The organism is Amycolatopsis sp. NPDC043885 (genome assembly GCF_056435685.1).
This window is the reverse complement of record NZ_JBWKEA010000015.1, coordinates 3,979-16,968: the sequence shown is the minus strand read 5'-3', so window position 1 is coordinate 16,968 and position 12,990 is coordinate 3,979. Positions and strand designations below refer to the sequence as shown.

The 12,990-nt window shown below is 69.1% G+C and carries 10 protein-coding genes; 4 read left to right on the top strand and 6 right to left on the bottom strand.

What is annotated here, in order from left to right; genetic code table 11:
- Positions 1 to 42: 42 nt before the first annotated feature.
- Positions 43 to 1,035, bottom strand: a complete 993-nt coding sequence (locus AC069I_RS32400; RefSeq protein WP_478229806.1) for an alpha/beta hydrolase — start codon at positions 1,033 to 1,035, stop codon at positions 43 to 45.
- Between the two features lie 46 nt (positions 1,036 to 1,081).
- Positions 1,082 to 1,213: a hypothetical protein gene (locus tag AC069I_RS32395; protein ID WP_478267109.1), complete on the bottom strand. Its 132-nt coding sequence runs from the start codon at positions 1,211 to 1,213 to the stop codon at positions 1,082 to 1,084.
- 309 nt (positions 1,214 to 1,522) lie between these two features.
- On the opposite strand from AC069I_RS32395, the gene AC069I_RS32390 reads away from it, so the two are divergent.
- A complete protein-coding gene (locus AC069I_RS32390) occupies positions 1,523 to 2,092 on the top strand; it encodes a YbhB/YbcL family Raf kinase inhibitor-like protein (protein WP_478267108.1) in 570 nt (189 codons plus the stop codon).
- Positions 2,093 to 2,124: 32 nt separating this feature from the next.
- The gene (locus AC069I_RS32385) at positions 2,125 to 5,250 is read left to right on the top strand and encodes an AfsR/SARP family transcriptional regulator (protein WP_478267107.1); all 3,126 of its coding nucleotides are present in this window, start codon (positions 2,125 to 2,127) and stop codon (positions 5,248 to 5,250) included.
- Here AC069I_RS32385 and AC069I_RS32380 read toward each other — a convergent pair.
- Together AC069I_RS32380 and AC069I_RS32375 are read right to left on the bottom strand one after the other, a co-directional pair.
- The gene (locus AC069I_RS32380; RefSeq protein WP_425342090.1) at positions 5,234 to 5,956 is read right to left on the bottom strand and encodes an ABC transporter permease; all 723 of its coding nucleotides are present in this window, start codon (positions 5,954 to 5,956) and stop codon (positions 5,234 to 5,236) included. The two genes, AC069I_RS32385 and AC069I_RS32380, sit on opposite strands and share 17 nt — an antisense overlap.
- 17 nt (positions 5,957 to 5,973) lie before the next feature.
- On the bottom strand, positions 5,974 to 6,906 hold the full coding sequence (locus AC069I_RS32375; protein ID WP_478267106.1) for an ATP-binding cassette domain-containing protein: 933 nt from the start codon (positions 6,904 to 6,906) through the stop codon (positions 5,974 to 5,976).
- Between the two features lie 133 nt (positions 6,907 to 7,039).
- Here AC069I_RS32375 and AC069I_RS32370 point away from each other — a divergent pair, with 133 nt between their 5' ends.
- Positions 7,040 to 8,257, top strand: a complete 1,218-nt coding sequence (locus AC069I_RS32370; protein WP_478229802.1) for a cytochrome P450 — start codon at positions 7,040 to 7,042, stop codon at positions 8,255 to 8,257.
- Here AC069I_RS32370 and AC069I_RS32365 read toward each other — a convergent pair.
- A complete protein-coding gene (locus tag AC069I_RS32365) occupies positions 8,241 to 9,143 on the bottom strand; it encodes an EamA family transporter (RefSeq protein WP_478229801.1) in 903 nt (300 codons plus the stop codon). The two genes, AC069I_RS32370 and AC069I_RS32365, sit on opposite strands and share 17 nt — an antisense overlap.
- Positions 9,144 to 9,235: 92 nt before the next feature.
- On the opposite strand from AC069I_RS32365, the gene AC069I_RS32360 reads away from it, so the two are divergent.
- Positions 9,236 to 9,742 (top strand): MarR family winged helix-turn-helix transcriptional regulator, encoded by a 507-nt coding sequence (locus AC069I_RS32360; RefSeq protein ID WP_478229800.1) that lies wholly within the window; start codon positions 9,236 to 9,238, stop codon positions 9,740 to 9,742.
- Positions 9,743 to 9,964: 222 nt separating this feature from the next.
- On the opposite strand, the gene AC069I_RS32355 is transcribed toward AC069I_RS32360, so the two are convergent.
- Positions 9,965 to 12,496, bottom strand: coding sequence for a phosphocholine-specific phospholipase C (locus AC069I_RS32355; protein ID WP_478267105.1), 2,532 nt, complete (start codon positions 12,494 to 12,496; stop codon positions 9,965 to 9,967).
- Positions 12,497 to 12,990 lie beyond the last annotated feature (494 nt).

The following is a 12,990-nucleotide window of genomic DNA, read 5'->3' as shown; positions in this document are numbered from 1 at the left end:
TCCTGTACTTCGTGGTGGTGGTGTCGTTCGGTATGACCAGGGTTACACCGCCCCGTTCCCGCGGCAATTCGGAGAAATTCGTTCACGTCCGGCGAGCAGCCGTTCCAGCCAGGACTCCCTGGCGGCGAGGCACGATCGGGCGACGGCCGTTTCCGGCGCGAGATCGTAGAAGCCGTGGAAGGCGCCGCTCCAGACGTGCAGTTCCGCCTCTCCCCCGGCGGCCCAGATCGCACTCGCGTACGCCACGGCCTCGTCCCGGAACACCTCGACAGCGCCGACGTCGATGAAGGTCGGCGGCAATCCGCTGAGATCCGTCGCACGGGCCGGGGCGGCATACGGTGAGACATCGGGGGCGCCTCGCCGGTCCCCGAGGACCATCGTCCACGCCGTCAGGTTGCTGGTCCGGTCCCAGACGCCGACACCGTCGTACCGGCGCGCGGACACGGTCTCGTTCCGGTCGTCGATCATCGGGCACTGGAGCAGCTGACCGGACAGCACCGGCCCGCCGCGGTCGCGCGACAGCAACGTGACCCCCGCGGCGAGACCGCCTCCGCCGCTCCCACCGAAGATGATCAGCTTGCCAGGGTCGAAGCCCAGCTCGTCCGCGTGCGCGGCCATCCACTCCAGTCCGGCGTAGCAGTCCTCCACCGGCACCGGATGCGGATGTTCGGGCGCACGGCGGAATTCGACGGTGACCGCGACGGCGTCGTACTTCATGGCCCAGTCGACGAGCGGATGCACCGACGCGAACCGGTCGCCCATCACCATTCCGCCGCCGTGCACGTGGTAGATCCCCGGCCCGCCGCCGCGATGATCCCGGCGTGCGATGACCGAGACCGTGATCTCCGCGCCGTCGTACCCGGGGATCTCGTGGTCGGTCCAGGTGACCGGACGGTCGCCGATCTGCTCTTCGATCGTCGGGAAAGGCAGCGCCCGGTAGCGCTCCAGCTGATCCGCCGTCATGCCGACCGGCACATTCCCCGCGAGCACGGGCAGTACGGCGGCGAGTTCGGGATCGTATGCGGGTTCCACCATCCGCGCGAGCCTAGCGACCGGGCGCCGACATTCCGTATACGCCGGCTCAGAGATCGAGGTCGAGGTCGAGACGTGAAGACGCGCGGGAGACACAGCAGTACATCCGTCCCGGTGGCGCGCCGCCCGCACCCGCCGCAGGAGGGTCGTCGAGAAGCAGCCGAGCGGTTGAGCTTCGCACGACTCGCTCCCCCTTTGTCTTTTTCTCCTTTCCTCACGGTAAAATCGGCTCCGTCGGCCGCGCCGGCATCACCACACGACAGGGCGAGCGACCGGAACCGCCCGTCCAGAGCCGGAACTCGCGAGTTCGCCACTCAAGCACGCGAGTTCGCCGCCCAAGCACACGAGTTCGCCGCCCAAGCACGCGTGAGACGGGCTGAATCCGGCGAAATCACCTCGATAGGCCGGAAAAGTGCGCTAGCCGCCCCGTTCCGGGCTGCCTACGCTGAATTCCGCGCACGGGAACCACAAACGTCCTCGGGAGTCTCCGATGAGAGCAACGAGAATCGTGTTCTGCGCCCTGTTCGCCCTCGGCGCCGCCTGCCTTTCCCCGACGGCTGCGGCGGAGCAAACCGCGTTCACCCTGTCCAGCTCCGCGTTCGCCGACGGCGGCCTCATGCCCAAGGTCCACGAGTGCACCAGCGGCGGCGGGCAGGACCCGGCCAAGAAGAACGAGTCGCCGCCGTTGGCCTGGTCGGGCGCTCCAGCCGGGGCGAAGAGCTACGCGATCGTCATGCGCGACCTCGACAACGCCGGCCTGATCCACTGGGTCATCTACGACATCCCGGTGACGACGGTCTCGCTCCCCCAGAACGTCCAGCACGTCTACCGGCCACCGGTGCCCGACGGCTCCAGGCAGGTCTACTACCGCGGGAGCGCGAGCCTCTACGGCTACCAGGGCCCGTGCTCGCCCTCCACCGTGAACACCTACGAGTTCGTCGTGCACGCCCTCGACCAGACGTCGCTCACCGGCCTGAACTCCGGTTCGTCGACCCGGACCGCCGCCAGGGCGATCACCGCGGCGTCGATCGGCTCGGCGAGGATCTCCGGCGAGTCGTAAGTCCCCTGGTCACCCGTGGCAAAATCGGCCCAATGCAGATCGGGATGCTGGGGCCCTTCGAGGTGCGCACGGACGACGGCGGTCTCGCCGACGTGCCGGGTGCCCGGTTGCGCGGGTTGCTGATCGCGCTCGCGCTCGAACCGGGCCGGGTGGTCCCGAAGGCGACGCTTGTCGACTGGATCTGGGGCGAACAACCTCCCGCCGACGCGACGAACGCCTTGCAGCGCTTGGTTTCCCGGCTGCGCAAGGTGCTGCCGGAAGGGGTCGTCGAGGGCCAGACCGACGGCTACCGGCTGAAGGTGTCGCCCGACGCCGTCGACGCCGTGCGGTTCGAGCGTCTCGTCGGCCAGGCCCGCGGCGACGAGGAGCCGAAGCGGCTGCGTGAGGCCCTCGCCCTGTGGCGCGGCGCGGCCATGCAGGACGTCGGCCTGCAGGACAGCGGCGCCTTCGACGCGGCGGTCACCCGGCTCGAAGGGCTTCGTCTGACGGCGCTGGAGGATCGGTTCGACGCTGAACTCGACCTCGGCCACGGCGCGAACCTCGTCACCGAACTGACCGATCTGGTGGCCGCGCATCCGTTGCGCGAGCGGCTCGTCGCCGCGCAGATGCGGGCCCTCGCGGCGACGGGCCGCGACACCGAAGCGCTGCTCGTGTACCAGCGCACGCGGGAAGCCCTGGCCGACGCGCTCGGCGTCGATCCGTCGCCGGAGCTGTCCGCGGTACACGTCGCGCTGCTGCGGGGCGAACTGGGACGGCGTGAAGAGAACCGCAAGACCAACGTGCGCGCCGAGCTGACCAGCTTCGTCGGCAAGGACGCCGACGTCGCCAAGGTCCGCGACCTCGTCGCCGGGCACCGGCTCACCACGCTGCTCGGTCCCGGCGGCTCGGGAAAGACCCGGCTGGCCACGGAAACCGCGCGCACCTTGCTCGGCGATCTGCCGGACGGGGCATGGCTGGTGGAACTCGCGGCCATCGGCCCGGAAGATGATGTCGCGCAAGCGACTCTCGCCGCGCTCGGGCTGCGGGACGCCCTGCTCGGCGACTCGTCGAACGCGGAGCCCGTCGAACGGGTCATCGCCGCGATCCGGGACCGGGAAGTCCTGCTGATCCTCGACAACTGCGAGCACGTGATCGAGGCGGCCGCGGCGTTCGCCCATCGTGTGCTCGGGGAATGCCGCCGTCTGCGGATACTGGCGACGAGCCGGGAGCCGCTCGGTATCACCGGCGAGACGTTGTGGCATGTCGTGCCGCTGGCGGTGCCGGACCGGCACGCCGGCGCCGCCGAGATCGAATCCTCCCCCGCCGTCCGGTTGCTGCGGGACCGGGCGAGCGCGGTACACAAGGATTTCGTGGCTGACGAGACGACTCTGTCCACCGTGGCGCGCGTGTGCCGGATCCTGGACGGGATGCCGCTGGCGATCGAACTGGCCGCGGCCAGGCTGCGCACCATGTCCATCGAGCAGCTCGCGAACCGGCTCGACGACCGGTTCCGCCTGCTGACCGGCGGCAGCCGGACCGCGCTGCCCCGGCACCGGACGCTGCGCGCCATGGTCGACTGGAGCTGGGAGCTGCTGTCCGACGCCGAACGGACGGTCCTGTGCAGGCTCTCGGTGTTCTCGGGCGGGGCGAGCCTCGAAGCGGCCGAGCGGGTCTGCGTCAGCGAGGCGGTCGAGCAGTACGAGGTCCTCGAACTGCTCACCACGCTGACCGAAAAGTCGCTGCTGGTCGCGGCGGGCGACGAAGCGCCGCGCTACCGGATGCTCGGCACGATCAAGGAGTACGCCGCGCAACGGCTCGCCGAGGCGGGCGAAACGGTGGTGGCGCGCCACGCGCATCTCGCTTATTTCACCGAGCTCGCCGAGGCCGCGGAGCCGATGCTCCGTCGCGCCGAGCAGCTGGAATGGCTCGCCAAACTCAAGGCCGAGCACGACAACATCACGTCCGCGATGCGTGGCGCCCTCACCGCGGGCGAGGGCCCGGAGGCGATGCGGCTCGCGGCGGCCTGCGGTTGGTACTGGTGGCTCAGCGGGCACCGCACGGAAGGCATGGAGCTGGTCAGCGCGGCCGTCAGGACGCCGGGCGAGGTGTCCGACGACGTCGCGGCCGTGGTGTACGGGCTCGTCTCGCTGTTCGTGAGTTCCGGTTTCGCCGACGAACACACCGCGGCGAAGTGGATCCACGAGTCGTACCGGCTGGGCACGCGCAGTGAGAACAAGCACCCGCTGCTCGGGCTCGTCGTCCCGCTGGAACGCATGCTGGCCGGGGACGAAGCGCTGTCCGCGTGGGAACCGGTGCTGGAGGACGAGAACGACTGGGTCCGCGCGCTGGGCAGGCTGCACCTCGGCAAGATGCGGATCACGCTCGGCCATCCCGGCCGGGAGGCGGACGAGTATCTCGAGCAGGCGCTCGCCGAGTTCCGGGCGATCGGCGAACGATTCGGGATCTCGTTCGCCCTGACCGAACTGGCGGACCGCATCGCCACTCGCGGCGAGTTCGCCACCGCGTGCGCGTACTACGAAGAGGCGGTCACGGTCGTGACCGAGGTCGGCTCCATGGAGGACCTCATCCGGCTGCGGTCGCGGCAGGCGCAGCTGTACTGGCTGATGGGCGACGAGGAGGCCAGCGCGGCCGCGGTGGCCGAAGCGCAGCGGTACGCCGAACGCGTCACCTGGCCGGGCGCGCTGGGCATGCTCGCCCTCGCGCACGCGGAACTCGCCCACTGGCGCGGGGAAACCGAGGAGGCGGCGCGGCAGCTCGACATCGCGACGACCGTGATGGGCGACGAAGCCGGCCTCGGCCACGTTCGCGCCATCAGCCACGACCTTCTCGGCTATTTCGCGGAGGAGCTCGAAAAATCCCGTGAACACCGGCAGGCGGCCTGGCACGCGGCCGCCGAGGTGCGGCACGTGCCCCTGATCGCCCACATGCTCGTCGGGATCGCGGATCTGGCCCTGCGCCAGGACGATCCCGAGCAGGCCGCACGGCTGCTCGGGGCGGCCGACGAGCTGCGCGGGCTGCCGGACCGGTCCCGTCCGGACGTGACCCGGATCGAGGAGACCGTGCTGCGCCGCCTCGGCGAAGCGAAATTCGCGGAGGCGGCGCGAGAGGGCACCGAAGCGGACTGGAAGCGGCTGGCCGAGGTCACGCTCGCTTCTTGAACGTCGAGGACGCCCACAGGTATCCGGCGAGCGCGATCCCGGCGCACCACCCGAGGGCGGGGAGCACGTCGCCCGCGGCCGGTGCCCCGTTGAGCAGCCCGCGCAGGGTCTCGATGATCGGCGTGAAGGGCTGGTACTCGGCGAACTCCCGGAGCCCGGGTCCCATCTTCTCGGCGGGCACGATCGCGCTGCTGAAGAACGGCAGCATGACCAGCGGCACCGAGGCCATCCCCGCGGTTTCCGGCGATTTCGCCGACAGCCCCAGCGCGACCGTGAGCCAGGCCGCCGCGAAACCGAGCAGGACGACGATCCCCACCACACCCAGCCAGTCGAGGAAACCGGCCGCCGGGGAGAAGCCGAGCAGGAAGGCCACCCCGGTGAGTGCCGCGATGGCGAGCAGGTTGGTCAGCACGCTGGCGACGACATGCCCGTTCAGCACCGCGCCGCGGGAGACGTCCATGACCTTGAACCGGTTGATGATGCCCTTGGTCATGTCGGAGTTCACCGCGGTCGCGGTCGCGCCGAGCCCGTAGCAGACGGCCAGCAGCATCAATCCCGGCGTCGCGTAGTCGACGTAATCGACGCCGACGCTGAACGCGTCTCCGAACACGTACACGAACATCAACATCATCACGACCGGCATCAGGATCGCGTTGAACACCGAGGTCGGGTTGCGGACGAGGTGCTTGAAATTACGGCGCAACATCACCGTGGACGCGGATTTCACTTCACTGCCTCCGTGCTGTGGCCCGTCAGGGCGAGGAAAACGTCATCGAGATCAGGGGTGTGGACGGAGAACTCTTCGGCGGCGACCGCGTACTCGTCGAGCCGGTCCAGCAGCGAGCGCAGCGATTTCGTCCCGCCGTCGCTGGGGATCCGCAGGGCGAGCGCCTCGTCGTCCCTGGTCGCCCCGGGGAGGATCCGCGCGGCCGCGTCGAGTTCGGCGACGGTGGTGAACCGCAGCCGGACATGCGTTCCGGGCATCCGGCGCTTGAGTTCGTCGGGAGTGCCCTGTGCGACCAGGCGGCCCTGGTCGAGGACCGCGATCCGGTCGGCGAGCTGGTCGGCTTCCTCGAGGTACTGGGTGGTGAGGAAGACGGTGACGCCGCCGCCCACCAGCTCACGGATGATCGACCACATCGTGCGACGGCTGCGCGGGTCCAGTCCCGTGGTGGGCTCGTCGAGGAAGATGATCCGCGGATCGCCGACGAGCGTCATCGCCAGATCCAGTTTCCGGCGCATACCGCCGGAGTAGGCCGCCGCCGGTTTCCGCGCCGATTCCACCAGGTCGAAGCGTTCCAGCAGGTCGGCCACGACCCGCTTGCCCGCGGTTCCGCGGCTCAGGTCCGCCATCAGCTGCAGGTTCTCCTGGCCCGTCAGAAGTTCGTCCACCGCCGCGAACTGGCCGGTGACCCCGATCGCCGCGCGCACCGCCTTGGCCTCGGTCACGAGGTCGTGGCCGGCGACCTTCGCCGTCCCGCCGTCGGACTTCATCAGTGTGGTCAGCAGGTTCACCGTCGTGGTCTTCCCCGCCCCGTTCGGGCCGAGCAGGGAGAAAATGGTGCCGGCGGGGACTTCCAGGTCGATGCCGTCGAGCACGACCTTGTCCCCGAAGGTCTTTCGCAGTCCCGAAACCGCGATCGCTGTTTCTGTCATGGGCACCACTCTGGGCGGCCACGCTGACACGCCCCCGCCACGACGCTGACACGGGTGGTGTCAGCGCCGTGTCAGCCCGATGTCAGGGCTCGCGACGACAGTGGTGGTCACAACCACCACGAAAGGCGAAGCGATGACTCAGACGGTTCCCATCCCGCAGGGCCTCCCGATGGACCGCGACGCGGGCCCCTTCGACCCGCCCAGCGAGATCACCCGGCTGCGCGAGGCCCGCCCGGTGAGTCCCATGGTCTTCCCCGACGGCCACGAGGGCTGGCTCGTCACCGGCTACGACGAGGCCCGGCAGCTGCTGGCCGACACCCGGTTCAGCTCGCGCCAGGACATCGGCATCCTCCACGCGCCGTACGAGACGCCGGGGATGCCCACCCCGACCGAGCCCTCCCCGCCGATGCCGGGCATGTTCGTCGCCATGGACCCGCCGGACCACGGCCGGTTGCGCAAGCGGCTCACCGGCGCTTTCACCGTCAAACGGATGAAGCAGCTCGAAGACCACATCGTCGAGATCACCGAACGGCAGCTGGACGCGATGGCCGCGCTGGTCCCGCCGGTCGATCTGGTCAAGGAGTTCGCGCTGCCGGTGCCGTCGCTGGTGATCTGCGAACTGCTCGGCGTCCCCTACGAGGACCGGGAGAACTTCCAGGCCGACTCCGCCCAGCTCATGGTCAGGGACCAGACGCTGGAGGAGAAGATGGCCGCGTTCATCGGGATGAACACCTTCCTCACCGAACTGGTCACCCGCAAACGCGAGACGCCCGGCGACGACATCCTGTCCGATCTCGGCCGCCACGACGACCTCACCATCGAGGAGCTGACGGGAGCCGCTTTCCTGCTGCTGCTCGCGGGCCACGAGACCACCGCGAACATGTTGTCGCTGGGCACTTTCGCGCTACTGGAACACCCCGAACAGCTGGCCGAACTGCGTGCCGACGCGGAGCTGCTGCCCGGCGCCGTCGAAGAGATGCTTCGCTACCTGTCCGTCGCCGACATCTTCTTCCGCTACGCCACGGAAGACCTGGAACTCGGCGGTGAAACGATCCGCGCGGGGTCGACCGTCATCATCTCGCTGCTGGCCGCCAACCGTGACCCGCGGCGGTTCCAGAATCCCGACGCGTTGGACCTGCGTCGCAACGCCCGCGGCCTGTTGTCCTTCGGGCACGGCATCCACCAGTGCCTCGGCCAGCAGCTGGCGCGGATCGAGATGAAGGCGGGTTTCGAGGGATTGCTGCGCCGCTTCCCGACGCTCGCGCTCGCCGTCCCCGCCGGCGAGGTCAGGCTCAAGACCGACATGAACATCTACGGCGTCCACGAGTTGCCGGTCACCTGGGGCTCCTGAGTGTTTGGCTGAGCGTCAAAGCGGTGAGGGCAATGGCGAATCCGGTGAGCTGCCAACCGGTGAGGGTCTGGCCGAGCACCAGGAACCCGGCGGCCGTGGCGACGAGGGGGTTGGTCAGCGTCAGCAGGGAGACCGACGCCGGGGCGAGGCGGTCGATGCCGTGGAACCACAGCGGGTAGGCCAGCGCGGTGGTGACGATGCCGATGTAGGCGTAGCCGAGCAGGTTCGCGGTCGTCAGCGAGTCCGGGAGACCTTCGAACAGGAGCGTCGCCGGGGCCAGGACGACGCCGCCCAAGGTCAGCTGCCAGCCGGTCATCGCCAGCGGATGCTCGGGACGGCCCCATTTCTTGGTCAGGATCAGGGAAACGGCCATGAGCCCGACGGCGCCGAGCATGGCGGCCAGGCCGAGCGGGTCCAGGCGGGCTTCCGCCGAAAGGGTCAGCAGGGCGACACCACCGGCGCCGACGATCGAGGCGAGCAGGATCGGCGCCGGTGTCCGGACGCGGAGCATCGGCAGCGCGAGCAAGGCGACCAGCAGCGGTTGGAGGGCGCCGAGGGTCGCGGCGACCCCGCCGGGAAGGCGATACGCGGCGAGGAAGATCAACGGCAGGAAGGCACCGAAGTTGAGCATTCCGAGCACGGTCGTCTTCCACCACCAGGATCCGTGCGGGAGCCGTCTGGTCAGTGCCAGCAGGAGCAGCCCGGCCGGGAGAGCCCGCAGCGCGGCGGCCAGCAGTGGCCGGTCCGGGGGCAGGAGGGTCGCGGTGACGACGTACACGGTGCCCCAGCTGGCCGGTGCCAGTGCGGCGAGCGCGGCGTCACGGAGCGTCGGTTTCGCGGCCGCCTGCTCGGTCGGAGCGACAGGCCGTTCGGCGATGACCGCCATGATGTCTCCTCACTGATAATCTCAACGTTGAGATAACAGCACCGACTTCTGTCAATGTCAAGTCTCTTAATGTTGAGACGATTGGAGGCGTCATGGCCGACGCGGTGGACGCGGTGATCGCGCTGTGGCGGCACGAGCGGCCGGACCTCGAAGACAAGCTCTGGCCCGCCGAGGTGATCGGCCGCGTTCAGCGGCTTTCCCGGATCCTCGACCGGAAGCTCAAGGAGTTCAACGCCCGGCACGACCTGGAGTCGTGGGAGTTCGACGTGCTCACCACGCTCCGCCGATCAGGCGAAGCCGACGGCCTGACACCCGGCGCGCTGCTCAAGGCCGCGATGGTCACCTCGGGGGCGATCACGAACCGGATCGATCGCATGGAGGCCAAGGGCCTGGTCGAGCGGGTGCGCGACAGCGACGACCGCCGTTCGGTCAAGATCCGGCTGACCGGCAAAGGCCGCGAAGTCGTCGACGAGGTCTTCGTACTCCACCTGGAGAACGAAGCCGACCTCCTGCCCGATCTGAAACCGGCGCAGTGGGCCGAACTGATCGGCGGCCTGCGGCTGCTGCTCGAACACTTCGGCGACACGTCACTGGAGTGACTTCAGCGCGGGCGGTGTACACCCAGCCACCGCGTAGCCGGGCCGAAGCCTCACGCCGGGTCGGCGAGGATTCCGTTCACGTAAGTCCCCCGGATGCGTGGCGGCCAGTTCGCGGTGAGCGGCTGGGTCCGGCCCGGCGGAATGGTCGTCACCCGCGTCGGCTTCCACATGCCAGAACCCTCGGCAGGCTTCAGGATCGAGAGTGGACGGGGCCCGTTCGTGTCACGCCCAGCCGAGCGGGGTGACCTCCGCCGCCGACGTCCACGGGCCGCGCCCGCCCGCCTCGGTGAGGGCACGGAACCGCACATAGCGCGCCCGAGTGGGCCAGAACCGCAGGGTCTTCCGGGCGGCGTCGTCGGCGAAGGTACCCGTGGCGACGGGGCTTCCCCAGGCGGACCCGTCGGTGCTCAGGCAGACCTCGTACGCACCGACGCGGCCGTGGCCGGAACCGTCCTGGCGCGGCAGGTAGGCCAGGCCGGTGACGGTGCGGGCGGCGCCCAGATCGAGCTGGATTTCGTGGGGCAGCGGGTCTTCCCCGCCGGACCACTTGGTGTGCCAGTGGGTGGCGGGATCACCGTCGACGGCGTTCGTGGCGGCGCCGGACTCGCCCACGGTCTCCTGGCTGTCGGCCGAGCGGACGGTGGCGGCGAGCGGCCCGGAGCCCATCACCGGGTCGCTGATGCTCTCGGTGCCCGTCTCGACATGCCCCGCGAAGCGGCGAAGGAAGCCGTCCGGCCCCTGAACGGTCAGGTCGTACCAGCCGCCCATGCCGCCTTCGGTGCTGAACCAGTCCTCGACCGTCGCGCCTTGGGCGACCGTGTACGTCCACGGTCCGCCACCCCGGTTGCCGGTGCGCACGGTCAGCTCGCACGCCGCGCCGGCGTTGGTCATCGTCAGGTACACGACGCCGGAACCCGGCCGCAGCACGACTTCCGGATTCGGCGCGCCGCCGGTGGTCGCGGTGATCCGATTGCCCGCGAACCGCCTCAGGAAACCGTTGGGGCCGTGCGCGGTGAGGTCGTACGCGCCCTCCGGGGAACCCACCTGCCAGTAGTCCGAGAGCGTCGCGTTCCCGCCGAGTGTGTAGCGCCAAGGCCCATCGGTGCGGTGCGCGTTGGCGTACACGGAGAAATGAGCGCCCGCGGTTCCGGTGTTGGCGAAGTCGATCCAGAACCGCTCGGCCGTCACTCGTCCGGAAGCCGCCAACCGGTAAGGCAAGGGCCTTGCGGGCCGGACACCGGTCTCCGGCACCGGAAGCTTCTGCACGGAAGGCGGCTGCGGCTGAGTGTTCCAGGGCCCGCTCGTCGGCACCGGTTCGGTCAGCGCCGGATAGGTCGCGTTCGGCGCCGTGGTGTCCAGCGCCGAAGTCAGGTCGCCGCATACGGTGCGCCGCCACGGCGAGATGTTCGGCTCGGCGACGCCGCTCCACCGTTCCAGGAACCGCAACACCGAGGTGTGGTCGAAGACCTCCGAGCACACCTTCCCGCCCCGGCTCCACGGCGAGATGACGAACATGGGCACCCGCACCCCCAGCCCGATCGGCTCACCGGAGACGAATTCGTCGGTCGTGGCCACGGAACTCTTGCCCTCGTCGTCCGAGGCGGGTGGGGCGGGCGGTGGCATGTGGTCGAAGAAGCCGCCGTCCTCGTCGTAGGTCAGCAGGAACAAGGTCTTGTTCCACACGCCGGGTTTCGAGGCGATCGTGTCGAGGATCGACTTCACCAGCTCGGCCCCGGTGTTGGGCCCCCACGCGGGATGTTCGGTCTGCGATTCCGGCGCGACGATCCACGACACCGACGGCAGCCTGCCCGCGTCGACATCGGCCTTGAAGGCGACCGGCAACTGCTTCGGCGCGACCCTGGCCAGGCCCCGGTCGTACAGAGCGCGCTCGGTCGCGGTCAAGGTCGCCACCCCCGCGGCCAGTCCGTCGAGCAGCCGGGTCCGTTCGGCGGCCGAGGCCGAATCCAGGGCGTAGTAGAAGTACTCCAGCTTCGGGAAGGCTTTGCCCGCGGAGTCCTTCACCTTCGACAAGGCCTTGGCGCCGACGGCAAGGAAACTGCTGAAATAGTCCAGCGAATTGTCGCCGTAATTGTCCCATTCCTGATACACCCGCCAACTGCGGCCCGCGGCCTGAAGCCGCTCGGCGTAGGTCTTCCAGGTGTAGCCGGTGTGCCCGGGGTTCTGCCACGCGTCATTGCCGATCGCGCGGGTCGTGCCGTCCGGTTCGAAGCCGAGTTTGCCGGTGAACAGATACATCCGGTTCGGGTTGGTCGGCCCCATTTCCGAGCAGTGGTAGGCATCGCAGACCGTGAACGCGTCGGCGAGTTCGTGATAGAACGGCAGCGCCGAACGCCGGTGGTAAGTCAGCGAGCGAACACCCTTGGCCGCGCGCCACGCGTCGTGGCGGCCCTTGTTCCACGCCCGGTGCCCGCCGGACCAGCTGTGGTCGACGTCGGCCATGAACTGGTCGTCGATCGCGTACGGCAGCAGCGTTCCCGCGCCGTCGGGCTGCTGGAAGACCGAGGCCCCGGAAGGCAGTTTGATCGCGGCCGGATCGGCGAATCCCCGCACACCGCGCAGCGTCCCCAGATAATGGTCGAACGACCGGTTCTCCTGCATGAACACCACGACATGCTCGATGACATCGAGCCCGCCCGTCGGCGCCTCGGCGGCGAGCGCCTGCCGGACGCTCGCCGGGAGCAAGGTGAAAGCGGAAGCCGCACCAGCGGCTTTCAGCAGGGTACGACGGCGCACGGAGCCCTCCCGGAATGGCGTTGAACCCGGTCGATCGTGTTCGAAACTGCACCTTTTCGGCGACTATCGAGCAGATAGAAGCATATGGTGCTGATCCGTTCAAGGGTTCCGCCCGCGGGCTGCATGATCGGAGCAACAAGACACGACTTTCGTAGCCGGTTCAGAGGTCGCGAGTGGTGACCAAGGTGTCTTGGCTACCTACGCGGATTCTGCGGCGGTCGCCCCTGGCCTTCATGTACTCGTGAGCGTTAAGGACGGTTATAGAGGGGTAAGGCAAACGTGGCGTTCCGGAGTTGGCGGCAGGAGCGGGACTCGCCGACCAGGCACCTTCCAACTGTTCATAACGGACTTTTTCCGCGGTGACAGTGTCCGACTTGGGTGATTTGCACGGTTCGGCGAGGGGGTCGTGGGGGGGGGTTTTTGGTTTTCCCCCCAACACCCCCCCCCCCCCCCCCCCCCCACCCCCCCCCCCCCCCCCCCCCCCCCCCCCGTAC

What these genes read in the sequence shown, in the direction of transcription:
- AC069I_RS32365 (WP_478229801.1), bottom strand. Translation starts at nt 9,143, where the DNA reads ATGGCGGTCATCGCCGAACGGCCTGTCGCTCCGACCGAGCAGGCGGCC.
- AC069I_RS32385 (WP_478267107.1), top strand. Translation starts at nt 2,125, where the DNA reads ATGCAGATCGGGATGCTGGGGCCCTTCGAGGTGCGCACGGACGACGGC.
- AC069I_RS32400 (WP_478229806.1), bottom strand. Translation starts at nt 1,035, where the DNA reads ATGGTGGAACCCGCATACGATCCCGAACTCGCCGCCGTACTGCCCGTG.
- AC069I_RS32380 (WP_425342090.1), bottom strand. Translation starts at nt 5,956, where the DNA reads ATGTTGCGCCGTAATTTCAAGCACCTCGTCCGCAACCCGACCTCGGTG.
- AC069I_RS32360 (WP_478229800.1), top strand. Translation starts at nt 9,236, where the DNA reads ATGGCCGACGCGGTGGACGCGGTGATCGCGCTGTGGCGGCACGAGCGG.
- AC069I_RS32375 (WP_478267106.1), bottom strand. Translation starts at nt 6,906, where the DNA reads ATGACAGAAACAGCGATCGCGGTTTCGGGACTGCGAAAGACCTTCGGG.
- AC069I_RS32390 (WP_478267108.1), top strand. Translation starts at nt 1,523, where the DNA reads ATGAGAGCAACGAGAATCGTGTTCTGCGCCCTGTTCGCCCTCGGCGCC.
- AC069I_RS32370 (WP_478229802.1), top strand. Translation starts at nt 7,040, where the DNA reads ATGACTCAGACGGTTCCCATCCCGCAGGGCCTCCCGATGGACCGCGAC.